The 25,155-nt window shown below is 69.3% G+C and carries 25 protein-coding genes; 14 read left to right on the top strand and 11 right to left on the bottom strand.

The features are described from left to right. Positions 1 to 127 precede the first annotated feature (127 nt). From E0497_RS10010 to E0497_RS09985, 6 genes are all read left to right on the top strand, one after another. Positions 128 to 1,039 (top strand): sulfurtransferase, encoded by a 912-nt coding sequence (locus E0497_RS10010; RefSeq protein ID WP_137724651.1) that lies wholly within the window; start codon positions 128 to 130, stop codon positions 1,037 to 1,039. Continuing rightward, entirely contained in the window at positions 1,036 to 1,449 is a 414-nt protein-coding gene (locus E0497_RS10005) for a SufE family protein (RefSeq protein WP_137724650.1), read from the top strand. Before E0497_RS10010 ends, E0497_RS10005 begins: the two co-directional genes overlap by 4 nt. A 126-nt stretch (positions 1,450 to 1,575) precedes the next feature. Beyond that, positions 1,576 to 2,958: a condensation domain-containing protein gene (locus tag E0497_RS10000; RefSeq protein WP_137724649.1), complete on the top strand. Its 1,383-nt coding sequence runs from the start codon at positions 1,576 to 1,578 to the stop codon at positions 2,956 to 2,958. 159 nt (positions 2,959 to 3,117) lie between these two features. After that, a complete protein-coding gene (locus E0497_RS09995) occupies positions 3,118 to 4,908 on the top strand; it encodes an acetyl/propionyl/methylcrotonyl-CoA carboxylase subunit alpha (RefSeq protein WP_137724648.1) in 1,791 nt (596 codons plus the stop codon). 87 nt (positions 4,909 to 4,995) lie between these two features. Continuing rightward, a complete protein-coding gene (locus E0497_RS09990; protein WP_137724647.1) occupies positions 4,996 to 5,388 on the top strand; it encodes a DUF1707 SHOCT-like domain-containing protein in 393 nt (130 codons plus the stop codon). Beyond that, positions 5,388 to 5,750 (top strand): VanZ family protein, encoded by a 363-nt coding sequence (locus E0497_RS09985; RefSeq protein WP_137724646.1) that lies wholly within the window; start codon positions 5,388 to 5,390, stop codon positions 5,748 to 5,750. Before E0497_RS09990 ends, E0497_RS09985 begins: the two co-directional genes overlap by 1 nt. Before the next feature lie 3 nt (positions 5,751 to 5,753). On the opposite strand, the gene E0497_RS09980 is transcribed toward E0497_RS09985, so the two are convergent. The 3 genes from E0497_RS09980 to E0497_RS09970 form a co-directional block, all read right to left on the bottom strand. Continuing rightward, positions 5,754 to 6,566 (bottom strand): tyrosine-protein phosphatase, encoded by an 813-nt coding sequence (locus E0497_RS09980; protein ID WP_137724645.1) that lies wholly within the window; start codon positions 6,564 to 6,566, stop codon positions 5,754 to 5,756. A gap of 9 nt (positions 6,567 to 6,575) precedes the next feature. After that, on the bottom strand, positions 6,576 to 8,159 hold the full coding sequence (locus E0497_RS09975) for a Rieske 2Fe-2S domain-containing protein (protein WP_137724644.1): 1,584 nt from the start codon (positions 8,157 to 8,159) through the stop codon (positions 6,576 to 6,578). 119 nt (positions 8,160 to 8,278) lie between these two features. Next, positions 8,279 to 8,875 (bottom strand): TetR/AcrR family transcriptional regulator, encoded by a 597-nt coding sequence (locus E0497_RS09970; protein ID WP_137724643.1) that lies wholly within the window; start codon positions 8,873 to 8,875, stop codon positions 8,279 to 8,281. Positions 8,876 to 8,910: 35 nt separating this feature from the next. On the opposite strand from E0497_RS09970, the gene E0497_RS09965 reads away from it, so the two are divergent. After that, positions 8,911 to 9,363, top strand: coding sequence for a PaaI family thioesterase (locus tag E0497_RS09965; protein WP_137724642.1), 453 nt, complete (start codon positions 8,911 to 8,913; stop codon positions 9,361 to 9,363). 12 nt (positions 9,364 to 9,375) lie between these two features. Then, positions 9,376 to 9,627, top strand: a complete 252-nt coding sequence (locus E0497_RS20970) for a DUF1272 domain-containing protein (RefSeq protein WP_137724731.1) — start codon at positions 9,376 to 9,378, stop codon at positions 9,625 to 9,627. On the opposite strand, the gene lat is transcribed toward E0497_RS20970, so the two are convergent. Further along, entirely contained in the window at positions 9,611 to 10,963 is a 1,353-nt protein-coding gene (lat, locus tag E0497_RS09955; protein WP_137724641.1) for an L-lysine 6-transaminase, read from the bottom strand. The two genes, E0497_RS20970 and lat, sit on opposite strands and share 17 nt — an antisense overlap. A gap of 65 nt (positions 10,964 to 11,028) precedes the next feature. Between lat and hglS the strand changes: the two genes are divergently transcribed. Together hglS and amaB are read left to right on the top strand one after the other, a co-directional pair. After that, positions 11,029 to 12,282, top strand: coding sequence for a 2-oxoadipate dioxygenase/decarboxylase (hglS, locus tag E0497_RS09950; RefSeq protein ID WP_137724640.1), 1,254 nt, complete (start codon positions 11,029 to 11,031; stop codon positions 12,280 to 12,282). After that, the gene (amaB, locus tag E0497_RS09945; protein ID WP_137724639.1) at positions 12,279 to 13,811 is read left to right on the top strand and encodes an L-piperidine-6-carboxylate dehydrogenase; all 1,533 of its coding nucleotides are present in this window, start codon (positions 12,279 to 12,281) and stop codon (positions 13,809 to 13,811) included. Before hglS ends, amaB begins: the two co-directional genes overlap by 4 nt. Here amaB and E0497_RS09940 read toward each other — a convergent pair. After that, positions 13,759 to 14,736, bottom strand: a complete 978-nt coding sequence (locus E0497_RS09940; protein ID WP_137724638.1) for a patatin-like phospholipase family protein — start codon at positions 14,734 to 14,736, stop codon at positions 13,759 to 13,761. The two genes, amaB and E0497_RS09940, sit on opposite strands and share 53 nt — an antisense overlap. Positions 14,737 to 14,811: 75 nt before the next feature. Further along, on the bottom strand, positions 14,812 to 15,402 hold the full coding sequence (locus E0497_RS09935) for a DUF8020 domain-containing protein (RefSeq protein WP_241665821.1): 591 nt from the start codon (positions 15,400 to 15,402) through the stop codon (positions 14,812 to 14,814). A 314-nt stretch (positions 15,403 to 15,716) separates the two neighbouring features. Between E0497_RS09935 and E0497_RS09930 the strand changes: the two genes are divergently transcribed. Both E0497_RS09930 and E0497_RS09925 read left to right on the top strand, forming a co-directional pair. After that, a complete protein-coding gene (locus E0497_RS09930; protein ID WP_241665820.1) occupies positions 15,717 to 16,664 on the top strand; it encodes an oxygenase MpaB family protein in 948 nt (315 codons plus the stop codon). Between the two features lie 19 nt (positions 16,665 to 16,683). After that, a complete protein-coding gene (locus E0497_RS09925) occupies positions 16,684 to 17,223 on the top strand; it encodes a hypothetical protein (protein WP_137724636.1) in 540 nt (179 codons plus the stop codon). A gap of 3 nt (positions 17,224 to 17,226) precedes the next feature. On the opposite strand, the gene E0497_RS09920 is transcribed toward E0497_RS09925, so the two are convergent. Continuing rightward, positions 17,227 to 18,963, bottom strand: coding sequence for a glycerol-3-phosphate dehydrogenase/oxidase (locus E0497_RS09920; RefSeq protein WP_137724635.1), 1,737 nt, complete (start codon positions 18,961 to 18,963; stop codon positions 17,227 to 17,229). An 81-nt stretch (positions 18,964 to 19,044) separates the two neighbouring features. On the opposite strand from E0497_RS09920, the gene glpK reads away from it, so the two are divergent. After that, positions 19,045 to 20,568, top strand: a complete 1,524-nt coding sequence (glpK, locus tag E0497_RS09915) for a glycerol kinase GlpK (RefSeq protein WP_137724634.1) — start codon at positions 19,045 to 19,047, stop codon at positions 20,566 to 20,568. On the opposite strand, the gene E0497_RS09910 is transcribed toward glpK, so the two are convergent. The 4 genes from E0497_RS09910 to E0497_RS09895 form a co-directional block, all read right to left on the bottom strand. Further along, positions 20,517 to 21,104, bottom strand: coding sequence for a type II toxin-antitoxin system prevent-host-death family antitoxin (locus E0497_RS09910; protein ID WP_137724633.1), 588 nt, complete (start codon positions 21,102 to 21,104; stop codon positions 20,517 to 20,519). The genes glpK and E0497_RS09910 overlap by 52 nt on opposite strands. Before the next feature lie 36 nt (positions 21,105 to 21,140). Next, entirely contained in the window at positions 21,141 to 21,713 is a 573-nt protein-coding gene (locus E0497_RS09905) for a hypothetical protein (protein WP_137724632.1), read from the bottom strand. A gap of 15 nt (positions 21,714 to 21,728) precedes the next feature. Continuing rightward, positions 21,729 to 22,919, bottom strand: coding sequence for an aminotransferase-like domain-containing protein (locus E0497_RS09900; RefSeq protein ID WP_137724631.1), 1,191 nt, complete (start codon positions 22,917 to 22,919; stop codon positions 21,729 to 21,731). 160 nt (positions 22,920 to 23,079) lie between these two features. Next, positions 23,080 to 24,486 (bottom strand): NAD(P)H-quinone dehydrogenase, encoded by a 1,407-nt coding sequence (locus tag E0497_RS09895; protein WP_137724630.1) that lies wholly within the window; start codon positions 24,484 to 24,486, stop codon positions 23,080 to 23,082. Positions 24,487 to 24,678: 192 nt separating this feature from the next. Between E0497_RS09895 and E0497_RS09890 the strand changes: the two genes are divergently transcribed. Then, the gene (locus E0497_RS09890) at positions 24,679 to 25,155 is read left to right on the top strand and encodes a gamma-glutamylcyclotransferase family protein (protein ID WP_137724629.1); all 477 of its coding nucleotides are present in this window, start codon (positions 24,679 to 24,681) and stop codon (positions 25,153 to 25,155) included.

The raw sequence follows: 25,155 nt of genomic DNA, 5'->3' as shown, positions 1-25,155 counted from the left end.
CGATGGTACCGCCACCACTACCGGCCGGTAAGGTGCTTCGGTTCCGTTCGTTCCACCGAGCGATCGACCGCATAGAATCGTGGGTGGACCACCCTCCGCCACACACCCCCGCCTCAGGAGCCCATTCGTGCCCGTCGCACCCGACCCCCATCCCGCCTTCTCCGCGTATGCCCACCCGGAGCGTCTCGTCTCGACCGAGTGGCTGTCCGTCCATCTGGGCTCACCCGGCGTGAAGGTGGTGGAGTCGGACGAGGACGTGCTGCTCTACGACATCGGCCACATCCCCGGCGCGGTGAAGATCGACTGGCATCTCGACCTCAACGATCCGGTCACCCGCGACTACATCGACGGTGCGGCGTTCGCCGACCTGATGAGCCGCAAGGGCATCGAACGCACCGACACCGTGGTCATCTACGGCGACAAGTCCAACTGGTGGGCGGCGTACGCGCTGTGGGTGTTCACACTGTTCGGGCACGAGGACGTCCGCCTGCTCGACGGCGGCCGCGACGCGTGGCTGTCGGAGAACCGGGAGACCACGTTCGACGTCCCCGAACCGGCCGAGACCGGCTACCCGGTGGTGGCGCGGGACGACAGCGAGATCCGCGCGTTCAAGGACGACGTGCTCGCACACCTGGGCCGGGGTCCGCTCGTGGACGTCCGGTCACCGCAGGAATACACCGGCGAACGCACCCACATGCCGGACTACCCGGAGGAGGGTGCGCTGCGCGGCGGGCACATCCCGACCGCGGAGTCGATCCCGTGGGCGCGTGCCGCGGCCCCCGACGGCCGGTTCCGGGGACGGGCCGAGCTCGACGAGATCTACGGGCATCTGTCGCCGGAATCCGATGTGGTCGCCTACTGCCGGATCGGGGAGCGGTCGAGCCACACCTGGTTCGTGCTCACCCATCTGCTCGGTTTCCCGAACGTGCGCAACTACGACGGTTCGTGGACCGAGTGGGGCAACGTGGTGCGGGTGCCGATCGTCAAGGGTGAGCAGCCCGGCAGCCTGCCCGGTGCCGCAACGGAATCGGTGTCGTGAGCCTGCCGGAGAGCCTCGCCGAGATCGTCGACGACTTCGCCGCCGTCGACGGTCAGGACAAGCTGCAGTTGCTGCTCGAGTTCAGCCGCGAGCTGGCGCCGCTGCCGGCGGAGCTCGAGCAGGGCGCGATGGAGCCGGTCCCCGAATGCCAGTCGCCGCTGTTCCTGTCCGTCGACGACCGTGACCGGGATCGGGTGCGGCTGCATTTCAGCGCCCCACCCGAGGCGCCCACCACCCGCGGGTTCGCATCGATTCTCCATCAGGGCCTCGACGGGCACAGCGCCGCAACGATTCTCGCGGTTCCCGACGACTTCTACTCGGCGCTCGGGCTGGCGGACGCCGTCAGCCCGCTGCGCCTGCGCGGCATGAGCGCGATGCTCGCGCGCATCAAGCGGCATCTGCGTTCCTGACCGGAATTTCCGCCGTACCACCCCACCGGGCGAGCGATCCTCCCCGACAACTTCACTGTGACATCGTTCACTGCCGATACTGTTCACCGCCGCCACCGCGGCGGGACAAGAGATGGATTCTCCACGATGGAATTCACCGAGCTCGCGGACTACGCGATCTCTCCCGGCATGCTCACCGAGTGGTTACCCGAGGCCACCTCGCCCTGGGTCGACGACGCGCGCCCGGCGTCGTACATCCACGAGGCCCATCTGCGGCGCACCGCGGACGGCACCCACGACGACGGCCGCGAATCGTGGCTGGGTGCGGCCTTCCGGATGGAGGGTCCACTCGACCACGACGCGTTCCGTACCGCGGTGCGCGAGTGGATCGACCGGCACGAGCCGCTGCGCAGTCACGCCGAACTCGAGGCCGACGGCACGATCCGCCGGCGCACGGTCGCCCCGGGCGGCATCGACCTCGACGAGGTCCGGCACGAGTTCGAGTTCGACGAGGACACCGTCTACGAGCGGGTCCGTGACCTGTTCGACGAGTTGACGTCCCCGCACCGGTGGCCGGCGTACCTGTTCGTGACGCTCGAACACTCCGATCCCGACGGCGGATGCACGGTGTTCTTCGCCGCCGACCACTCGCTCATCGACGGGTTCTCGGTGGTGCTGGTGGCCAACGAGATCACCGCGCTGTACACCGAGGCCACCGCCGGCCCGCCGGCGCTGCTGGTCCCGGCGGGCAGCTACATCGACTTCGGCGCCGCGGAGCGAGCCGCGGCGACGGGCGTCGACCACCGGCATCCCGCCGTCGAGGTGTGGCGCGGCGCGCTGGTGCGGAGCAAGGGGCAGTTGGCGGAGTTCCCGCTGGATCTGGGTCCGCGTCCCGTCGAGCGGGTCGCGCAGCGGGCGGTGTCGGAGTGGGTGTTCGACGCGGCGCAGGCTGCGGCGTTCAACACGCTGTGCCACCGGGCGGGGCAGAACTTCTTCGCCGGGATCCTCGCGTGTCTCGCGGAGGCGAACCTCGACCTGACCGGCAGCACCCTGCTGCGCACGGTGACCCCCGTCCACACCCGGCACGATCAGCGGTGGGCGACGTCGCTGGGCTGGTTCGTCGGCCTGGCCCCCATCGAGTTCGACATCGCCGGCGCCCCCGAATTCGTGTCGGCCACCGCCCGTGCGGCCGAAGCGATCTCGGCGACGAGGCCGGCCGCGAAGATTCCGTTCGCTCGCGTCGAGGAGGTGCTCGGCGTGCCGATCCGGCCGCATTTCGTGGTGTCGTTCATGGACGTGCGGTTCGTGCCGATGGCGCAGGAATGGCCGGAGATCCAGGCGCGGGCACTGCGCAGTCGGCACTACACCCACGACGTCTACTTCTGGGTGAACCGGACACCGCACGGGGTGAACGTCTCGGCCCGTTTCCCCGGAACACCGATCGCCACCGAGAACGTGACCCGCTTCCTGGGCCGCGTCCGGCAGGCGTTGACGGCGACTCTCGCAGCGGAAACCTCTACTGGTCAGTAGGGTTGTGGCCTCCGGTCGAGCACCTAATGTGTAACCGCTATCCGGTTTCATCGTCCCTCGGAGCGGTGCTTACACTCCGAAGAAGATGCCAACCGACACCTGCCGGTGATGCCCCCGGGCAAGCCGCAGTGCCCGACCATGCGAAACACAGGAGGCTCAGTGCCCACTCCAGCCAGCGCGCAGATCACGAAGGTGCTCGTCGCCAACCGCGGCGAAATCGCTGTGCGGGTCATCCGAGCCGCGAAGGACGCCGGCTACGGTAGCGTCGCCGTCTACGCCGAGCCCGACGCGGACGCGCAGTTCGTGAAGCTCGCTGACGAGGCGTTCGCCCTCGGTGGCCAGACGTCAGCCGAGTCCTACCTGGTCTTCGACAAGATCCTCGACGCCGCGAAGAAGTCCGGCGCCGACGCGATCCACCCCGGCTACGGCTTCCTGTCCGAGAACGCCGACTTCGCGCAGGCCGTCCTCGACGCGGGCCTGATCTGGATCGGCCCCTCGCCGCAGTCCATCCGCGACCTCGGTGACAAGGTCACCGCCCGCCACATCGCCGAGCGTGCCCAGGCCCCGATGGCGGCCGGCACCAAGGATCCGGTCAAGAACGCCGACGAGGTCGTCGCGTTCGCGAAGGAGTACGGCGTCCCGGTCGCGATCAAGGCGGCCTTCGGTGGCGGCGGACGCGGCATGAAGGTCGCGCAGACCATCGAGGAGATCCCCGAGCTGTTCGAGTCGGCCACCCGTGAGGCCATCGCCGCCTTCGGTCGCGGCGAGTGCTTCGTCGAGCAGTACCTGGACAAGGCCCGCCACGTCGAGGCCCAGGTCATCGCCGACATGCACGGCAACGTCGTCGTCGCCGGCACCCGCGACTGCTCGCTGCAGCGCCGCTTCCAGAAGCTCGTCGAGGAGGCCCCCGCGCCGTTCCTGACCGACGATCAGCGTGCCCGCATCCACGCGTCCGCGAAGGCCATCTGCAAGGAAGCCGGCTACTACGGTGCCGGCACCGTCGAGTACCTGGTCCAGGGCGACACGGTCTCGTTCCTCGAGGTCAACACCCGCCTGCAGGTCGAGCACCCGGTCACCGAGGAGACCGCCGGCATCGACCTGGTGCGCCAGCAGTTCCTCATCGCCAACGGTGAGGAACTGTCCATCAAGGAGGATCCGACCCCGCGCGGCCACTCCTTCGAGTTCCGCATCAACGGCGAGGACGCCGGCCGTGGCTTCATGCCTGCCCCCGGCCCCATCACCGTCTACAAGGAGCCGACGGGCCCCGGCGTCCGCGTCGACTCGGGTGTCGTCGCCGGCGACGTCATCGGCGGCCAGTTCGACTCGATGCTCGCCAAGCTGATCGTCACCGGTGAGACCCGCGAGCAGGCGCTGCAGCGTGCCGCCCGCGCGCTCGCCGAGTTCGAGGTCGACGGCCTCGCCACGGTCATCCCGTTCCACCGCCACATCGTCGAGAACCCCGCGTTCATCGGCGACGGCGAGGGCTTCGAGGTCTACACCAAGTGGATCGAGACCGAGTGGGACAACACCATCGAGCCGTTCACCCCGTCGGGTGCCGCCGCGGACGACGACGAGAACCTGCCCCGTCAGTCGGTCGTCGTCGAGGTCGGTGGCCGTCGCGTCGAGGTGTCGCTGCCCGGTTCGTTCTCGGTCGGCAACTCGGGTGGCGCCGCCGGTGTCGTCCGTAAGAAGCCGAAGGCCCGTAAGCGCGGTGGCGCCGGTGCCGGTGCCGCGTCCGGTGACGCCGTGACCGCCCCGATGCAGGGCACCGTCGTCAAGGTTGCCGTCGAAGAGGGCCAGGAGGTCGCCGAGGGCGATCTGATCGCTGTCCTCGAGGCCATGAAGATGGAGAACCCGGTCACCGCCCACAAGGCCGGTGTCGTCACGGGTCTGTCGGTCGAGGCCGGCGCCGCCATCACCCAGGGCACGGTTCTCGCCGAACTGAAGTGATCTCCCTCCAGGGATAACCCGATCCACACTGTGCGCCCCGCGTTTCCGCGGGGCGCACAGTGCTTTCCGGACGGTAATCTCGACCGTATGGCCGACCTTCCCGACATGCGCATCAGCACCACCGAACGCGAACAGGCACTCGACACCCTGACCCGTCATTTCGGGGACGGGCGGCTCACGGTCACCGAATTCGACGAACGCAGCGGGCAGATCGCGGCGGCCGTGACGCGCGGTCAGCTCGACACGGTGTTCGCCGACCTGCCGGCGCTCACCCCGCCCCCGCCCGCGGTGTCCGACACCGACACCGACATCGACACCCGGCACGGCGGGGCGTCGTGGCGGGGCACCGCGATCACGGTGGTGCCGCTCGTGGCACTCGCCCTGTTCTTCCTCGTGCCGATCGCCAACAGCTGGGTGTTCTTCCTCCTGATCCCACTGACCGTCATGCTGCTCGGGAAGAAGGGTCGCGGCGGCTGCTGATGGCACCGATCCGAATCGACACCGGCCGACGCTACGTGCCACTCGCGATCGCCACGGTGATCGTGCTCGTGATGCTGTTCTCCCCCGGTTCCACCGTGCCGAGCGGCCCGGAGAACAGCGACAAGGTCACCCACGCGCTGATGTTCGCGGCGCTCGCGATCACGTCCCGCTACGCCGGCATCTCGGTGGCGTGGACCGCCGGCTGGCTGCTGGTGTTCGCGGGCCTGTCGGAGGTGCTGCAGGGGGCGCTGCCGATTCAGCGCAGCTGCTCGATCTGGGATGCGGTCGCCGACGCCGTCGGTATCGGGCTCGGGTTGGTGGCCGCGCGGGTGTTCGCGCGGCCACTGCGGATCACCGGGTAGGCGTCAGCCGTCGAGCAGGTGGGCGCGGATCTGCTGCTGCCGTGCCGCGTCGAGGCCGAGGCCGTCGGCGAAGTAGCCCTCGATCGTGCCGAACGTCTCCCGCATCCGCGTCAGCGCCGCATGCAGGTACTCGGCCCGCACCCCGAGGATGTCCTTCAGGACCTCCGGATCGCCGCCGGCCGCACCGAACTTGTCGAACGCGCTCGCGAACGTCGGCAGCAGCAACTCGTTGGTGAGCAGGTAGTCGTGGAAGACATCGTCCTCGTCCACCCCGAGGAGCAGCAGCAGTGACGCCGTCGCCCACCCGGTGCGGTCCTTGCCGGTGGTGCAGTGCACGAGCGCCGGCAGGGTGCCGGCGTCCGCGAGATCGGTGAACATCGTCCGGTACGACGCGACCGCGCTCGGCATGGTCACGAAGTCGCGGTAGTTGTCCAGCATGTAGCCGTGTGCCGGACGTTCCCCCATCATCGACACCGCGATCGACGGATCTTCCAGGAACGCCTTCATCTGCGCCGGCACGGCCTTGGTGGCGCGGTCGGCGAGTACGTCGAGCGCCACCTCCCGTGCCGACGCCGGCAACCGGTCCGGGGCGGCCACCCGTTCGGCGTGCGTGCGCAGGTCGAACACCGTGACCAGACCGAGGTCCGCGATCCGCGGTGCGTCGTCGACGGTGACCCGGCTCAGGTCCGTCGACCGGTAGAACCGGCCGGCGGCCACCGCCCCGCCGTCGCGGGTGCGGTAGCCGCCGATGTCCCGCAGGTTCGGGACGGAGTCGATCACAATGCTCGTACCCGGCGTCTCCGGTGTCGTCGTCATGCGGTCAAACTAGCCCAATTTCTTCGTCCGCAACTCGTGACCCTTCGACGTCTTGCAGCGTCCGGTCTCGAGATCCCACTGCCAGCCGTGCAGGTTGCAGGTCAGGTTGCTGCCCTCGACGACACCGAACTTGGACAGGTCGGCCTTGAGGTGCGGGCAGCGGCGCGCGATCTCGTAGCCGCCCACCTCGATGGACGCGCTGTCGTCGTGGGCCTCGGCGAACCAGCCGTCGGCGTACGCGATGCGCTCGTCGGTGAGGCACTTGAAGAACGTGTACAGGAACTCGTTGTAACCGCCGACCCGCCACGCCTCGAACCGGGTGGACAGGAAGATCGTGTTGACCCAGTCCGGTTCGTCGTCGCGCAGCACGGTGCGCACCAGTTCCGGGGCGATGCGGAAGCCGTACCGGTACTTGCCGTCGCCGTCCTGCGGCTCGCGCACGGTGCGGTTCGGGAAATCGAGGACGACGGTCTCGTCTCCCATGACGAGGCCGACGGGGTAGCCGATGCCGTCGCAGATCAGGTCGGACTGCGCCATGATCGGCTCGAACTTGGCCCGCAGTGGCCCGAGCAGCGGCTCGCCGTCGGCGGGCGCCCACGTGGCCTTCTCCGCCTCGATGACCGGCGCCAACCGGCGGGCCATGTCCTCGATGTAGGCGGCCTTGTCGGTGAAGATCGCATCGACGTCGGCGTCCGGGATCGGATGCGACAGGGTGGCCTTCTCCCCGTGGACGTCGACGGTCGAGCCGGGAATCATCAGCAGGCCGCCGTCGTTGCCGTGCAGGCGCATCTGCTCGAGGAACACGATCTGGTCGGGGAAGATGTTGCCCTCGTCGCCGTGGTCGTCGTTCAGGTCGCGCAGCGCGGGGTCGAGGAACACCGGCGGGCCCGCGGACGGCACCACCCAGGTGGCGCCGACCTGCTCGATGTAGCTGCGGCAGCGGTCCATGCCGCGCTGACGCTTCTGCTTGCCGAAGTTGCGCTTGGTGCCGGCCGGGATGTCGTACACCATCGGGTACCAGATGGCGCCCGAGTACTGCAGCAGGTGGATGTCGACGTGGCCGAACGCGTCGAGCAGCGGATCCATGTCGACGGGGCGGGCGTCGTTCATGTTGAAGCACACGGTCTCGCCGTCGGAGACGACCAGGCCGGAGTCGCCGATCGGGCCGTCGGCGGGGGCGCGCAGGGCGATGATCATGACGTCGAGCTCGCCCGGCTGGAGCGGAGCCTGCGGAGCGACCTCGATACCGGCGCCGCTGATCCGATGTTTCACGGAGTCCTGCGTCTCGAAGAACTTCGTGAAGCCGAGCCCCCGGAGTTCCCGCTCGAGGTCCGGCACCGGGTAGTCCGGCAACAGGACGGTGGCGTCCTTGTTGACGTGCTTCGCGAGCGTCTCCGGATCGAAATGGTCCTTGTGGAGGTGCGAGACGTACAGGTAGTCGACGTCGCCGAGGGCGTCCCAGTCGAGACCGGTGTTGTCCGGGAACGGGAACCACGACGCGAAGTACGCGGGATTGACCCACGGGTCGCAGAGAATCGACCCCGCCTCGGTCTGGATGTGGAATCCGGCGTGTCCGACGCTGGTGATCTGCACTCGTCTGCCTCCTCGATAGACCGTGTCAATCGTAACGAGGCCGTCGGACATCTCACGGCTGCGCACCGCCGATGTGGGCCGGAACACCGGGGATCGGGGTCTTCGGACCCACCCGGGGCCTACCGGGGATCGAGCAGGAGCCCGCGGGTGAGGAGCTCGAGTTGGGTCGCGACGTCGCGGCGGTCGCGTCCGTCGGTCGCGGCGACGCGCATGCCCGCCTCGTTGATCGCGCCGAGCAGCAACTGCGCGGCGAGGTCCGGGTCGACGCCGGGGACGAGTTGTCCGCGGTCGTCCAGTGCGGTGAGGAGATCCGCGATCAGCGCCAGGGAGCGTCCCTGGTCGATCGCCCGCCACCGGGACCATCCCAGAGCCGAGGGCGCCTCGAGGAACACGATGCGCCGGGCGGTGGGGTCCGCGGTGAGCACGTCGAGGAACGCCGTCCCCAGCGCGAGGAGGCGGTCGCGGGGATCGCCGTCCGTGCCGAGTGCGCGGTGGACGCGGTCGACGAGCGCCCCTTCCGTGCGGGCGAGGACGGCCTCCATGACCTCACCCATGTTGGCGAAGTGGTGGTAGAGGGCACCCCGGGTCATACCGGCGGCCTGACACAGGGTGGTCGTCGTGACGTCGGCGAACCCGTCTCGGGCGAACAGGTCCGTCGCGACGTCGACCAGTCGGTGCCGGGTCGCCTGCGCCTGCTCCTGCCTCAACGTCGCCATGACGCGAAATCCTACCCTTGACATACATACTGCATGTGAGATTCAGTCTGCATGTGAACAGAGAGCAGATCCGGCAGCTCGCCGGCAACGGAACCGAACTGATGCAGCACTTCGTGCCGCAGTCGCCGTTCGTGCAACTACTCGGCGTGACGGTCGAGGAACTGGCCGACGACGAGGCCACCCTGCGACTGCCGTGGCGACCCGAACTCGCGACGGTCGACGACATGGTCCACGGCGGGGCCATCGCGGCCCTCGCCGACATCACCGCAATGGCCGCCGCATGGTGCGGGCGCGCCCTGCCCGAGCAGCTGCGGGGCGTGACCACCTCCCTGGCGCTCGAGTTCCTCGAACCGGCGCGGGCCGAGGACCTGATCGGGCGGGGACGCCCGCTGCGGCGCGGCACCACCCTGACCGCCTGCGAGGTCGACATCGTCACCGCGTCCGGCGTCCCCGTCGCGAAGGCGCTGGCCAACTACAAGGTGGGCTGAACCGTGCTGACGATGAAGACCCGCTGCGAACTCTGCCGGACCCACCTGCCCGGCGACCGCGAGGCATGGATCTGCTCGTACGAGTGCACCTACTACGCGGCGTGCCGCGCCGGACTCGGCAGCTGCCCCAACTGCGCCGGTGAACTCGTCCCCCGCCCCCGGCGCACCACGGGAGCGACCGCCGTCGCGTCCCGGCTGCCCGCCCGGATCACCCGCAAGGTCGGTCTGACCCGTGGGAGGCCGTCGCCTACCGCTCGCCCGTGACGGCCGGATCGCGCAGGCACCGGTCGAGGGCGTCGACGGCGGCATCGAGTTCGGCGACCGTGACCGTCAGCGGCGGCCGGAACCGGATGCCGCGCACCCCCGTGGGCAGGATCAGCACGTGCTCGCGTTCCCTGAGGACAGTCACTGTGCGGTCCCGAATTTCCGCGGTGGGCAGCGTGATCGCGCACATCAGTCCGCGGCCGCGGGGTTCGGTGACCGCCGGGTGCCGCGCCGCCAGGTTCCCGAGCCTGCCGAGCAGGTGTGCGCCGCACCGCCGGGCCCGGTCGATCAGCCGGTCGGACTCGATCACCTCGAGGATCCGCCGGGCCCGCACCATGTCGGTGAGGTTGCCACCCCACGTCGAGTTGATCCGTGAACTCACCGTGAACACGTTGTCGGGGACATCGTCGACGCGGCCGCCGGCCATGATCCCGCACACCTGGACCTTCTTGCCGAACGCGACGACGTCCGGGGTGACGCCCAACTGTTGGTAGGCCCATGCGGTGCCGGTGAGACCGCAGCCGGTCTGCACCTCGTCGAAGATCAGCAGCGCGTCGTGCTCGAGGCACACCTGACGCATCCGCGCGAAGAACTCGGGCCGGAAGTGGTGGTCGCCGCCCTCCCCCTGGATCGGCTCGGCGAGGAAGCACGCGATGTCGTGCGGGTGTGCCGCGAACGCGCGCCGGGCCTGGGTGAGTGCGTGTTCCTCCGCGGCGACGACGTCCCGTCCGTCGGCGAGATAGGGCGCGTCGATCCGCGGCCAGTCGAACTTCGGGAAGCGGGCGATCTTGACGGGGTCGGTGTTGGTGAGCGACAGCGTGTAGCCGCTGCGGCCGTGGAACGCCTCGGTCAGGTGCAGCACTCGGGTGCCTCGCGCAGGATCGATCCCGCGGATCTCGTTCAAGCGGCTCTTCCAGTCGAACGCCACCTTGAGCGCGTTCTCCACCGCGAGCGCGCCGCCGTCGACGAAGAACAGGTGCGGCAGCGCCGGGTCGCCGAGGACACGGGCGAACGTGTCGACGAACCGCGCCATCGGGACGGTGTACATGTCGGAGTTGCTGGGCTTGTTGACCGCGGCCGCCGCGAGTTCGTCCCGGAACTCGTCGTCGTCGGCGAGCGCCGGATGGTTCATGCCGAGCGCCGACGACGCGAAGAACCCGAACATGTCGAGATAGCCTGTGCCGTCCCGCAGGTCGACGGTGTGGACGCCGCGGGAGTTCTCGAGGTCGAGGACGAGGTCGTATCCGTCCGTGAGCATGTGGGTGCTCAGGACGTCGTGCACTCGCCCGGCCGGCAGGTCCGAGTCACCGGCCGCGGGGCGGACCGCGGTGCTCATGTATCCAGGTTACGTCGGCACAACCGCCCCCGTCCGGTGTTCGACGCTCGTACGATCGAGGTGCGATGGCCGAAATCCACGAACTGCGGTCGAGATTCGCTGCGGCGCTGTCTCGCATGTACGGCCGTGAGGTGCCCGCCTACACGACACTCGTCGACGTCACCGAAGCCGTCAATACGGACTTCCTTGCCGCGCATCCGGATTCGGCGCAGCGACTCGGGAGCATAGAACGGGTGACGACGGAACGGCACGGCGCGATCCGGGTCGGCACCCCCGCCGAGATGCACGCTGTCGCCGTACTGTTCGCCGGTTTCGGAATGTATCCGGTGGGGTTCTACGACCTGCGGGAGGCGACCCCGCCGGTTCCGGTGGTCTCCACCGCTTTCCGGCCGATCGACCCCGGCGAACTGGCCCGCAATCCGTTCCGGGTGTTCACCTCGATGCTCACCACCGCCGACCGCCGCTTCTTCGATGCCGATCTGGGCCGACGGCTCGAGGCGTTCCTGACGCGTCGCCGCCTGTTCCCGGACGTGCTGTTGTCGCTGGCCCGCCGGTCCGCGGACGACGGCGGCCTCGACGAGTCGGCCGCGCACCGGTTCGTCTCGCTCGCGACGGCGGTGTTCGAGCTGTCCCACGAGCCCGTCGACCTGGCCTGGTACCGGGAGCTCGAGGCGGTGTCGGCGGTGGCCGCGGACATCGGCGGGGTGTCGAGTACTCACATCAACCACCTCACGCCGCGGGTCCTGGACATCGACGAGTTGTATGCGCGGATGTCGGCGCGTGGGATCACGATGATCGACCGCATCCAGGGGCCGCCGCGGCTCTCCGGTCCGGCGGTGCTGTTGCGTCAGACGTCGTTCCGGGCGCTGGCCGAGCCGCGCACGTTCGCGCTGCCGGACGGGTCGGTCGTCGACGGCGAACTGCGGGTGCGGTTCGGGGAGGTCGAGGCCCGCGGGATCGCGCTCACCCCGGCCGGTCGGGCCCTCTACGACGAGTTGACGGCGGCGGATCCGTCGAACACGGACGGATTGTGGGACAGCAGATTTCCGGCGTCGGAGGAGCTTCTGGAACGCGACGGGCTGGCCTATTTCACGTACCACGGCGGGGTCCGGGAGCCGATCGTGTACGAGGATTTCCTGCCGGCCTCGGCGGCCGGGATCTTCCGGTCGAATCTGGAGGCCGACGGTGCGGTCGCCGACGGTGTGGCCGGGGCCGTGTACGACGCCGGCACCCTCGCAGGCGCGATCCGCCGCGAGGTCCACGACCCGTACGAGCTGTACCGGCTCCAGCAGGAGCGGTCGAGAGAGGGACGATCATGACGCAACCGGGGTCCGGCACCTTCGCGGCGCGGGCGATGTCCGCGCTGGCACGGTGCGGCGCACCACTTCCCGACATCGCCGGTGATGCCGGGCCGGTACCGCTCACGGCCCGCACCCCGATCGACGGGTCGGTGCTCGCCTACCTGCATCCGAGCACGTCCACCGACGTGGACGCGGCGGTCGGCGGGGCATGTGACGCGTTCGCGGTGTGGCGGACGACGCCGGCCCCGGTCCGGGGTGCGGTGGTGCGCCGACTCGGGCAGTTGCTCGTCGAACACAAGGCGGATCTCGCGGATCTGGTGACCCTCGAGGTCGGCAAGATCCGCTCCGAGGCGCTCGGCGAGGTACAGGAGATGATCGACGTCTGCGAGTTCGCGGTCGGCCTGTCGCGGCAGTTGTACGGGCGGACGATGGCGTCGGAGCGGCCCGGCCACCGGCTGGCGGAGACGTGGCATCCGCTCGGGGTGGTGGCGGTGATCTCGGCGTTCAACTTCCCGGTCGCGGTGTGGGCGTGGAACACGGCGCTCGCGCTGGTGTGCGGGGATCCGGTGGTGTGGAAGCCGTCCGAGACGACACCGTTGACCGCGATGGCGTGTGATGTGCTGTTACGCCGGGCGATCGCCGACACCGGCGCCCCGGACGGTCTGCACCATGCGCTGTTCGGGGGGACGGTCACCGGGGAGCATCTGGTCGACGATCCGCGGGTGGCGTTGGTGAGCGCGACGGGGTCGGTGGCGATGGGGCGGGCGGTGGCGCCGCGGGTGGCGGCCCGGTTCGGCCGGTGCCTGCTCGAGTTGGGCGGCAACAACGCCGCGGTCGTGGCGCCGTCGGCGAACCTGGATCTGGTGGTGCGGGCGGTGGTGTTCGCGGCGGCGGGGACGGCGGGCCAGCGGTGCACGACGCTGCGCCGGCTGCTCGTGCACCGGTCGATCGTCGACGACGTGACCGAGCGGATCGCGTCCGCGTATCGGCAACTGCGCGTGGGTGATCCGTTCGACGACGACGTCCTGGTGGGGCCGTTGATCTCCGGGTCGGCGTTGCACGCGATGCATGCGGCGCTCGATGCGGCCCGCGCGGACGGCGGGACCGTCGTGACGGGCGGCGAGCGGGTCGGTTCCGGGGAATCGTTCTATGCGACGCCCGCCCTGGTGCGGATGCCGGGGCAGACGGCGATCGTGCGGGCCGAGACGTTCGCACCGATCCTGTACGTGCTCGCGTACGACGCGTTCGACGAGGCAATCGCCCTGCACAACGATGTGCCGCAAGGGCTTTCGTCGTCGATCTTCACCACCGACCAGCGGGAGGCGGAACGGTTCCTCGCCGCCGACGGCTCCGACTGCGGCATCGCGAACGTCAACATCGGAACGTCCGGCGCCGAGATCGGGGGCGCGTTCGGCGGCGAGAAATACACCGGTGGTGGCCGCGAATCCGGGTCGGACGCCTGGAAGGCGTACATGCGGCGCGCCACGAACACCGTCAACTATTCGGACCGCCTGCCGTTGGCGCAGGGGGTGGAGTTCGGGAGCTGACCGCACGATCGACCGCGGTGCGGGTGCTGCGCAGCGCATGCTCGAGCGTCGCGAGCCGGCGGCGGTCGTCCATGAAGTTCGGCCCCATCACCGCCAGGTCGGCGGCGGTGGCGTCGATCCGGATCACCCGGGTGCCCGACGCCGCGAGCGCCGCGACCTCGGCATCCAGGCCGGCGCTCATCCAGTTCCGCAGCATCCGCCGTTCGACCGCCGCCGGACCCCGGCCCGGGATACGGCCACGGGATGCCATGGGTGCCAGCACGATCACCTCGTCCAACCCGCGCCCGACCAACAGGTCGACGGACGCGGTGGACGCCGTCCCGCCGTCCACGTAGCGTCGGCCGTCGATCTCCACAGGCGGCATCCACCCGGGAATCGCCCACGACGCCCGCAACGCCTGCGACAGGGTCGCGATCGGCGCCCCGGTCGCACCGAACGCGACCCTCGTCCCGGATGCGTAATCCATGGCGACCAGCCAGGTTTCGGGATGCGTCACCCACCCGGAGTCGTCGGCCAGGGCGCGGGCCAGCCGGTCCAGCCAGCGCGCGTCGCCACCGCCGTCGGGCAGCAGACCGCTGAGCCCGGTGATCGTGGGCAGGCCGCGGCGCAGCAGACCCGGGGATCCGAGGCGGGGACGCGGCAACGGCGGGAACCGTCCGGGCGCACCGGCGAGATGCCGGGTGAGCGCCGGATGGGTGGGCTGCCCGAGGTGCATCGCGAGGATCTCGTCGACCCCGATCCCGCTACCGAGCATCGTGACCAGTTCCGCGCCGGCCGATGTTCCGGCCAGCACGTCGGCGTCCCGCGGATCCCAGCCGAGCGCATCCTGCACCGCGACCAGCGCGGCGACGGTCCAGGCGGCGCCGAGCGTGCCGCCGCATCCGATCACGAGCCCACGACGGAGATGTGTGTCACCCGAAGTCATATGCAGAAGCTAACACCGCCGACGCGGATACGGGCCCGCTCCGCCCCGACTCGGAGCGGGACCGCACGGCATCGGTTACAGCGTCGCGATGAAATCGAAGATCGCGGGCTGCACCGCCGGGTTCGCGGCATTGATGCCGTTGGAGGCGCCGATCGCGCCCCCGATCATGGCGCCGGGAATGCACCCGACGAACAGGAACAGCACACATCCGACGACCGCACCGACACCCGCACCGATCTGCGCGTTCATCTGGCCGCCGTTGTTCCAGCCCTTCTCGATCTCGCGCACCATGTTGGTGTAGGCGTCCTGCCGGGCGTCCACATTGTGCAGTGCCGAGACACTCTGCGCCGGGATCTCCGGGGTGAGGGTGAGACGGTTGCCGTCGACGGCCGCGGACAACGGCACGGTGGTGCCGGCGACCGGGTACGTGAGCGGGATGGTGCCGACCGTGGCACCGGACGGATCGACGACGTCGACGACATCGCCCGCGACCCGGAACGTGCCGGCATCGAAGACGGTGTCGAGCGACGTGCCGTTCGCGCCGATCTGGGTTTGATAGTGGATCGTCGCGGGTGGCGCAACCGGGTCCGCGGAGGCGGTACCGGTGGCGACGCCGAGCGCCGCGATCGCCAGTACGGACACGGCTGCAGTTCTGTGGAGTTTCACGGGGAGCTCCCCTCCTTGCAAGAAGACGGCCCCGACCAGGCCAAAGACCGTCCGGAACATCCACTAGACTAGTGAAGTCGAGGCCGGTCTGTACGGCCTAACGGAGATTCGATATCGAATTTCGAGCGACGGGACGACGCGGGGCGCCGTCCACCCCGTAGCGTCCACCGATGTCCGATTCAACCGCTTTTTCCGTGGGTTCCTGTCGGCGCCCACGGGCAGGACGGATCGCAGGAACGCCGTCCGTTGACCGTGACTCACGGTCACTCCTAGTCTGGCAACAGGAGCAGTTCCTTCCAGGAAGGCGGCAGCACGTGACCCGTTCGAATGTCCCAGCCGCCCCGGCACCCGCCCCCCTCGGCCCGGATTCGCTCACGTGGCGGTACTTCGGTGACTGGCGCGGCATGCTGCAGGGCCTGTGGGCGGGGTCGATGCAGAACATGCATCCCGGACTCGGGGCGGGCGTCGAACAGCATTCGCGGTTCTTCGAGGAACGGTGGGAGCGGCTGCTGCGGTCGCTGTATCCGATCGGCGGTGTCGTGTTCGACGGCGAGCGCGCCCACCACACCGCCGAGGAGGTCCGCGACTACCACCGCACCATCAAGGGCGTCGACGCTCGCGGCCGCCGCTACCACGCCCTCGACCCGGACACGTTCTACTGGGCGCACGCCACATTCTTCATGGGCACGATCCTCACCGCCGAGAACTTCATGGGTGGCCTCACCGAGGCACAGAAGCGCCAACTGTTCACCGAGCACGTCCAGTGGTACCGGCTGTACGGGATGAGCATGCGGCCCGTCCCGGCGACGTGGGAAGACTTCCAGGTCTACTGGGACCACATGTGCCGGGACGTTCTCGAGGACAACAAGGCCACCCGTGACGTCCTCGACCTCACCGGTCTGGAGCGGCCGCCGTTCCTACCGTGGCTGCCCGAGCCCGTGTGGCGGCTCGCCCGGATCCCGGTCGCGAAGGGGTTCGTGTGGCTCACCGTCGGCATGTACGACCCGCCGGTGCGGGACCTGCTCGGCTACCGGTGGAGCCCGCTCGACGCGTGGCTGCACCGCCGCACCGGGCAACTCGTGAACGCGGCGTTCCATCTGGTGCCGCCGCGACGACGCAAGCATCCGCGGGCCCGCGGCGGTCTGGACCGGGTCGGTGGACGCAGCCCGGCCGACGCCCCGCTCGTGCACACTCCGGCCCGGAATCTGCCGCCGGTGGGCCGCCGCGACGATCCCATCCACTACGCGCCACCGGTGAGCTGACTGTGCCACGCTGATCCGCATGGAATCGGATCTGCGTTCTGTGCTGCACCGGCCGCTGCTGAGCCGACGGGTCCCCCTCGACCGGGAGAACGCGGCGGCCCGCATCAGCGCCTACGTGTACGGCAACATCCTGATCCTCGCCGCACTGATCCCGATCACGGTGGCGCGCAGCGATTCCCGCGTCGTCGCGATCGTCGCCGGCACCGCGATCTCGACATTCCTCGCCCACATCTTCGCGGAGAGTGTCGGCAAATCGGTCCGCTCCGGTGAACAGTTGTCGACGCGGGAACGACTCGCCGAGGTCCGCGACTCGCTGCCGGTCCTCAGTTCCGCGGTCGTGCCGATCCTGGTGCTGGCCACCGCCTACGTCGGGTGGCTCGAACCGTTCACCGCGCAGGTGATCGCCGAGGTCACCATCCTCATCCGGATCGCGTCGATGGTCTTCGTCATCACCCGGCTACGCGGTCAGCGCCCCTCGGGGTCGACGCTGCTCGCCGCCGCTGTCCTGGCGATCGCCGCGACCGCCGTCGTCGTCCTCAAGGTCGTGCTGACCCACTGACCGTCACGGTGTGGTCCCCGGCACCGGTTCGAGGATTTCCACCCGCGCCTCGGGTGCGGCTGCGCGCAGGGCGTCGGCGGAGGCGTCGTCGGGGCGGGTCTGCGAGCACACCTCGGCCTCGACCCGCGCCCGGTACGTCTCGATCTCCCGGTCGATGGTCGCCTCGTCCCAGCCGAGGACGGGGGCGACCAGTCGGGCCACCTGTTCGGCGCAGTCGACGCCACGGTGCGGGTACTCGATCGAGATGCGGGTGCGCCGGGCCAGGATGTCCTCGAGGTGCAGCGCACCCTCCGCGGCGGCCGCGTACACGGCCTCGACCTGCAGGTAGTCGGGGGCGTCGGTGAGCGGGTCCAGCAGTTCCGGGGTGCCGGCGGCGAGGTCGAGGACCTCGTCGATCAGTGCGCCGTACCGGCCGAGCAGGTGTTTGATCCGGTACGGGTGCAGACCGTGCAGCTCCCCGAGTTGCACCGCCTGGTTGACGAGCGCGAAGTAGCCGTCGGCGCCGACGAGCGGCACCTTCTCGGTGATCGACGGCGCCACCCGCGCCGGAATGTCCTCGGCGGCAATGTCGACGGCGTCCTGACCCATCACCCGGTAGGTGGTGTACTTGCCGCCGGCGATCGCCACCAGTCCGGGCGCGACACGGGCGACGGCGTGTTCACGGGACAGCTTCGACGTCTCGTCGCTCTCCCCGGCCAGCAGCGGCCGCAGCCCGGCGTAGACGCCGTCGATGTCGTCGTGCGTGAGCGGGGTGACGAGCACGTTGTTGACGTGCCCGAGGATGTAGTCGATGTCGGCCTTCGTGGCCGCCGGATGCGCGAGGTCGAGATTCCAGTCGGTGTCGGTGGTGCCGATGATCCAGTGGTTGCCCCACGGGATCACGAACAGCACCGACTTCTCGGTGCGCAGGATGATCGCCGAATCGCTGACGATCCGGTCCCGCGGCACCACGATGTGCACCCCCTTGGACGCCCGTACCCGGAACCGGCCGCGCTGCCGCGACAGCGACTGGATCTCGTCGGTCCACACGCCCGTCGCGTTGATCACGACGTGCCCGCACACCTCGGTGATCACGCCGGTCTCCGAGTCCCGCACCCGCACCCCGGACACCCGGTCGGCCTCCCGCAGGAACCCGACGACCTGGGTCGACGTCCGCACCACCGCACCGTAGTGTGCAGCGGTCCGGGCGACCGTCATGGTGTGCCGGGCGTCGTCGACGACCGTGTCGTAGTAGCGGATGCCGCCGATCAGCGCGTTCCGTTTGAGTCCGGGAGCCATGCGCAGCGCCCCGGCCCGCGTCAGATGTTTCTGCGCGGGAACCGATTTCGATCCGCCCATCCGGTCGTACAGCAGGAAGCCGGCCGCCATGTAGGGCCGCTCCCACACCCTGTGGGTGAGTGGGAACAGGAATTTCAGCGGTTTGACGAGGTGCGGGGCGAGCGTCGCCATCGACAACTCCCGCTCGTGCAGCGCCTCCGCGACGAGCCCGAACTCGAGCTGTTCGAGGTAACGCAGGCCGCCGTGGAACATCTTCGACGACCGCGACGACGTGCCCGACGCGAAATCGCGGGCCTCGACGAGCGCGACCCGCAGGCCGCGGGTGGCGGCGTCGAGCGCGGCACCGGCCCCGACGACGCCGCCGCCGATCACCACCACGTCGAACTGTTCGGTTCCCAACCGCTCCCACGCCCGCGCGCGCTGCTGCGGACCCAGGAACTGCACACCAGGCTGCTTGTCCAACTCGGTCTCCCGTGGTTGTCGGCCGATCCCGATTCAGACTAGTAGGTTCGTGCCCAGACCGTGCGAGAGACGAGGACGACCGTGAGCCAGTACATCGCCGCCATCGACCAGGGCACCACGTCGAGCCGCTGCATGATCTTCGACCACGACGGCCGGGTCGTCGGCGTGGCGCAGAAGGAACACGAGCAGATCTTCCCGAAGCCGGGCTGGGTGGAACACGATCCGATCGAACTGTGGAGCAACACCCGCGAGATGGTCGGGTCCGTGCTCGCGAAGACGAACCTGACGGCCCGCGACATCGCGGCGGTCGGCATCACCAACCAGCGCGAGACCACCGTCGTGTGGGACCGGCAGACGGGTGAACCCGTCCACAACGCGATCGTGTGGCAGGACACCCGCACGGACCGGCTGTGCACCGAGATCGGCGGTGACGCCGGACCGGAACGGTTCCGGTCGGTGACGGGACTGCCGCTGTCGACGTACTTCTCGGGCCCCAAGGTGCGCTGGATCCTCGACCATGTCGACGGTGCCCGCGAGCGCGCGGAGGCCGGTGAACTGTGTTTCGGCACGATCGACTCGTGGATCGTCTGGAACCTCACCGGTGGCCTGCATGTCACGGACGTGACGAATGCGTCGCGCACGATGCTGATGAACATCGAGACGCTCGAGTGGGATCACGAGATCTGTTCCGCGATGGGCATTCCGGTGTCGATGCTGCCGGAGATCCGCAGTTCGTCCGAGGTGTACGGCGAGCTGGCACTGCAGGGAATCTCGGCGGGGGTTCCGGTGGCCGGCATTCTCGGCGATCAGCAGGCGGCGACGTTCGGGCAGGCCTGCCTGTCCGAGGGAGAGGCGAAGAACACGTACGGCACCGGCAACTTCCTGCTGCTCAACACCGGGACCACGCCGGTGCACAGTGAGCACGGGCTGCTCACCACCGTCTGCTACAAGCTGGGCGAGAAGCCCGCGGTGTACGCCCTGGAGGGGTCGGTCGCGGTGACCGGGTCGCTCGTGCAGTGGCTGCGCGACAATCTGGGGATCATCCGGTCCGCCAAGGACATCGAGCCGCTCGCCGGCACCGTCGACGACAACGGCGGCGCATATTTCGTGCCCGCGTTCTCGGGGCTGTTCGCGCCCCGGTGGCGACCGGACGCGCGCGGCGTCATCGTCGGGCTGACGCGGTTCGTGAACAAAGGCCATCTGGCTCGGGCCGCACTCGAGGCGACCGCGTACCAGACGCGGGAGGTGATCGAGGCGATGCGCGCCGACTCCGGTGTCGCACTCAGTGCGCTCAAGGTGGACGGCGGCATGGTCGTCAACGAGACGCTCATGCAGTTCCAGTCCGACATCCTCGACGTGCCGGTGACGCGTCCGGTCGTCAACGAGACCACCGCGCTCGGTGCCGCCTACGCGGCCGGTCTGGCCGTCGGATTCTGGGAGGGCGAGGACGACATCCGCGCCAACTGGGCCGAGGACAAGACGTGGCGGCCGCGGATGGACGACGCCGAACGCGACCGCCTGTACGCGGGCTGGAACAAGGCCGTCGAACGCACCTACGACTGGGTCGACGACGAGGCCCCCGTCGCGGACAGTCCCTCCGCATAGGTCTTCCACGCGTCGACGCGGCCCTGCCAGAAGGTCGCGTCGGGACCGGGCCCGGTTGCCCGTATCCGGACGGTGACGCCGGTATCGGTGGCCGCGAACTCGATCCGCACCTCGACTGCGAGGTCCGGTGCGCATCCGTCGTCACCGAACTGCATGACGATCGTGCCGCCTTCCACGAAGTCGACGACCCGGCCGGACTGCTCGGCCCAGTCGGTGAGGATCGCGCCTCCGAGATGCGCGTCGAACACGATTGCGCCCCACCACTGTGCGCGTCGTCGCGGGTCGATCAGGGCGTTCCACACCACGGCGAGGGATGCGTCGATCGTGGTGGAGACATCGACATCGGGCGGCGTCTGTGCCCTGCTTCCCGATTCCCCGGCCGCCGATTCGAGCAGTGCGAGGTCGTGGACGGACACCAGCACCGCAGCCGGCGCGCCGTGCCGCGTGATGGTGATGCGCTCTCCCCCGTACTCCGCGCGGCAGACCAGATCCCGCAACTGTGCTCGCGCCTCCCCGAACGGCACCGTCGTCGTCATGGCGAGGACGGTACGGATGGGCACCGACAGAACGTGTCAGCCAGCGTCCGAGCCCTTCCGGTTCCTGGTAGTGCCCCGCACTGCGATCGCGCCCCAGGCAAGCACCGCAACCGCCAAAGCCGGGTAGACGATTCGACTCGTCCTCCATCCTGGGCCAATCGCAACGAACTCGCCGGAATCGACATCTGTTCCACGACATTCGTGACCGATCGGCCACCACACCTGAACATCAGCAAGATCGCCCGGTGGCGGAATCTCCCAATCTGGCGGACGAAATCCGAACTCCTCGGGATATGCCTGTCGGCAGTTCGTGGCGTTCGCCCAGTGGTACTCGGCTACGAACCACCCGCTGAGTGCAACCAGCATGCCAACGCTCGCTGCGACCGCAAACAACGTTGTTGCACGACTCTTCGACCGCCACGCCACCAACACCGACATCACGAGCGCAATAAGGCCGATCACCAGAGGCGCCATGCCCCACAGCATCGCAGAGCGCGGCCCTCCCGCCGACAGGCACACTCCGGGCCGCAGCAGTTTTGTACAAAATTCGAGAGTTTGTACAAAATTGGTTTTACCGCGACGGTGTCTCTCCCGGATCACGTCCGGCACGTCTTCCGACCCCGGTCACGCGGTGTGCGCGTCGTATGCCGTCCGTAGCCGGGCGATCCCGTCCGCGAGCACCGGGCCGTCGTACGTCGCGAAGCACAGGCGGGCCGCCGACCGATGGGTGTCCGCGACCCCGAACGCGCCGCCGGGCACGAACGCGACGCCGTGACGCACCGCCGTGTCCAGCAGGGCAGCAGTATCGATGCCGTCGGAGAACTCGATCCAACAGAACATGCCGCCGCGCACGGCCGCATGCGCCACCCGGTCCCCGAACGAGACATCGAGGGCACCGACGAGGGCCCGGGCCCGCCCCGCATACGCGCCGCGGACGGTGTCCAGGTGCGACTCCAGCCACGGACCGTCCGCGAGCAGGTCGGCCGCGATCTGCTGTGTCAGCGACGAACCACACAGGTCCGCACCCTGTTTGAGCAGTTCGACGGCCTCGCACACCCGGCGGTCGCCGTGCAGCCAGCCGATCCGCAGGGCCGGCGCCAGAATTTTCGAGCCGCTGGACAGGCGCAGCACCCGATCCGAATACGCCGCGACCGGTGGCGGTGCGGGCGCATCGAACCACAGCTCGCCGTACGGGTCGTCCTCGATCACCCAGAACCCGTACCGGTCGGCGAGCGCCGCCAGATGCACCCGGCGCTCGTGCGCGAGCACCACACCCCGTGGATTGTGGAAATTGCTGACGGTGTGAACGAGCTTGGGCCGCAACCCCTCCCGTAGCACCTGCTCCAACGCCGCGGTGTCCATGCCGTCGGCGTCGAGCGCGACGGGCACCAGTGCGGCCTGCGCGGTCCGGAACACCTGCAGTGCCCCGGTGTAGCCGGGCTCCTCGACGACGACCGTGTCACCGGGATCGAGCAGCACCTGCGCCAGCAGACTGAGCGCCTGCTGCGACCCGTGCGTGACGACGACGTCCGACGCCTCGACGGCGCGTCCGATCCGGATGCTCTCCCGCGCCGCGATCACCTCCCGCAGCGGCGCCCACCCGGACGTCTCCCCGTACTGCACCGACCGCGGATCGGCCAGCGCCCGCTCGGCGGCCGCCGTGATGCGTTCACGCGGAACGAGTTCCGTCGCCGGGAGCCCGCCGGCGAGGCCGATCACGTCGGGGCGGGCGGTGAGGGTGAGCAGGTCCCGGATGGCGGAACTGCGGAGCCCGGACATCCGGGCGGACAACTGGACAGACGTGTCGAACGACATGCGACGACTCCCGTGGCGGCAGAACGAAGGTGGGAACACCCAGGTCGTCCCGGATCCGCGGGGCGGAGAGCGATGTGAGGGGCCGATGGTTCTCGGCCCCTCACATCATCACACGAATGCGTCCATCACATGAAACAATCGTTTCATATGATGAGACTCGTCAGTCGAGGTCGTCGTGGCGCATCAGCTGACGCGACGCCTCGGTGATCGACCCCGACAGCGACGGGTACACCGAGAACGTCTGCGCCAGATCGTTGACGGTGAGGTTGTTCTGCACGGCGATCGCGATCGGCAGGATCAGCTCGGACGCCGTCGCCGCCACCACGACACCACCGATGACCACACCCGTGGCCGGGCGGCAGAAGATCTTCACGAAACCGCGGCGCAGACCGGACATCTTGGCGCGCGGGTTGGTGTTGAGCGGCAGCATGACGGTGCGGGCCGGCACCTCACCGGCGTCGATCGCGGCCTGGCTGACACCGACGTTGGCGATCTCGGGACGGGTGAACACCGCCGACGCCACCGTCTTGAGCTTGATGGGGCTCACACCCTCGCCGAGTGCGTGGTACATCGCGATCCGGCCCTGCATCGCCGCGACCGACGCGAGCGGCAGCAGTCCGGTGCAGTCGCCGGCCGCGTAGATGCCCGACACCGTGGTCCGCGAGACCCGGTCGACGCGCAGGTAGCCGCCCTGACCGAGTTCGATACCGACCCGCTCGAGACCGAGGCCGTCGGTGTTCGGGGTGGAACCGACCGCCATCAGCGCGTGGCTGCCGGCCACGGTGCGGCCGTCCGACAGCTTGACCAGGACACCGCCGTCCTCGGTGCGCTCGACGGCATCGGCTCGCGCATGCTTGACGAGCGTCACACCACGCTCGGTGAGCACGTCCTCGAGGACCAGGGCGGCGTCGGCGTCCTCGTGCGGCATCATCCGGTCGCGGCTCGACACGAGCGTCACCTTGACGCCCATCTCGGTGTACGCGGACACGAACTCGGCACCGGTCACGCCGGAGCCGACGACGACGAGATGCTCGGGCAGTTCCTCGAGGTCGTACAGGTGACGCCACGTGAGGATGCGCTCGCCGTCCGGGACGGCACCCGGCAGGACGCGCGGGCTGGCGCCGGTGGCGATGAGGACGACGTCGGCGTCGAGGACCTTCTCCTCACCGTTGTGCAGGGTGGCGCGCACCTGGTGCGAGGCCATGCCGATCTGCGGGTCGATCAGCTCGGCGGTACCGGACAGCAGCTGCACACCGACGCTCTGGAGTCGGGCGCGGATGTCGGCGGACTGGGCCTGCGCGAGGTTCTTGACGCGGGAGTTGATCTGCGGCAGCGAGATCGTGGCACTGGACGGGTCGAGGGCGATACCCAGATCGGTGGCGCGGCGCATGTCGGTGCGGATACCGGTGGACGCGATGAACGTCTTCGACGGCACACAGTCGAACAGGACGCACGCGCCGCCGACGCCGTCGGAGTCGACCAGGGTCACCGATGCCTGGTGCTGCGCCGCCACCAGCGCCGCCTCGTATCCGGCGGGTCCGCCACCGATGATCACGATCCGGGTCATTCGTCCTCCAAGGTCGCCGCGGGGGCCGGGATCTCCGGCCACACCCGGTACAACGCTATTCCAGTGACCGGGAACACGCAGGCAACGGGTACCTCGCGGGTGCTATCCACGCGTCCGGTGCGCTGGTTCGCGACACCTGCCGGACATGCGCCCGCTACCCGTGGGCGCGGGCCACGGATTAGGCTTGCCGCCGTGCCGATCTATGCCGCGTACGGGTCCAACATGCACCCGGAACAGATGCTCGAACGCTGCCCGCACTCCCCCATGTCGGGTACGGGCTGGCTGCCGGGGTGGCGGCTGACGTTCAGCGGCGACGACATCGGCTGGGAGGGCGCACTCGCGACCGTCGTCGAGGACCGTGGCGATCCGGACGCCAAAGTGTTCGTCGTGCTCTACGACGTCCCGGCGGAGGACGAGGCGCGCCTGGACCGCTGGGAGGGCTCCGAGCTGGGCCTGCACCGCAAGATCCGGTTGCGGGTCGACACCCGGGACGGCCCGAACCTGGCGTGGCTGTACGTGCTCGACGCGTACGAGGGCGGCCTGCCGTCCGCCCGCTATCTCGGGGTGATCGCGGAGGCCGCCGAGATCGCCGGCGCCCCCGCCGACTACGTCCGCGGTCTGCGCACCCGCAACAGTCGCAACGTCGGCCCGGGCACCCCCGAGATGTAG

It is taken from the genome of Prescottella subtropica, assembly GCF_005434945.1.
Lineage (GTDB): Bacteria > Actinomycetota > Actinomycetes > Mycobacteriales > Mycobacteriaceae > Prescottella > Prescottella subtropica.
Note: the sequence above shows the minus strand (reverse complement) of the source record. Positions and strands in the feature narration are given on the sequence as shown.

Coding starts and splice junctions, on each gene's coding strand:
- E0497_RS10000 (WP_137724649.1), top strand. CDS start 1,576: ATGGAATTCACCGAGCTCGCGGACTACGCGATCTCTCCCGGCATGCTC.
- E0497_RS09990 (WP_137724647.1), top strand. CDS start 4,996: ATGGCCGACCTTCCCGACATGCGCATCAGCACCACCGAACGCGAACAG.
- E0497_RS09985 (WP_137724646.1), top strand. CDS start 5,388: ATGGCACCGATCCGAATCGACACCGGCCGACGCTACGTGCCACTCGCG.
- E0497_RS09980 (WP_137724645.1), bottom strand. CDS start 6,566: ATGACGACGACACCGGAGACGCCGGGTACGAGCATTGTGATCGACTCC.
- E0497_RS09970 (WP_137724643.1), bottom strand. CDS start 8,875: ATGGCGACGTTGAGGCAGGAGCAGGCGCAGGCGACCCGGCACCGACTG.
- E0497_RS20970 (WP_137724731.1), top strand. CDS start 9,376: ATGAAGACCCGCTGCGAACTCTGCCGGACCCACCTGCCCGGCGACCGC.
- lat (WP_137724641.1), bottom strand. CDS start 10,963: ATGAGCACCGCGGTCCGCCCCGCGGCCGGTGACTCGGACCTGCCGGCC.
- hglS (WP_137724640.1), top strand. CDS start 11,029: ATGGCCGAAATCCACGAACTGCGGTCGAGATTCGCTGCGGCGCTGTCT.
- amaB (WP_137724639.1), top strand. CDS start 12,279: ATGACGCAACCGGGGTCCGGCACCTTCGCGGCGCGGGCGATGTCCGCG.
- E0497_RS09940 (WP_137724638.1), bottom strand. CDS start 14,736: ATGACTTCGGGTGACACACATCTCCGTCGTGGGCTCGTGATCGGATGC.
- E0497_RS09925 (WP_137724636.1), top strand. CDS start 16,684: ATGGAATCGGATCTGCGTTCTGTGCTGCACCGGCCGCTGCTGAGCCGA.
- E0497_RS09910 (WP_137724633.1), bottom strand. CDS start 21,104: ATGACGACGACGGTGCCGTTCGGGGAGGCGCGAGCACAGTTGCGGGAT.
- E0497_RS09900 (WP_137724631.1), bottom strand. CDS start 22,919: ATGTCGTTCGACACGTCTGTCCAGTTGTCCGCCCGGATGTCCGGGCTC.
- E0497_RS09895 (WP_137724630.1), bottom strand. CDS start 24,486: ATGACCCGGATCGTGATCATCGGTGGCGGACCCGCCGGATACGAGGCG.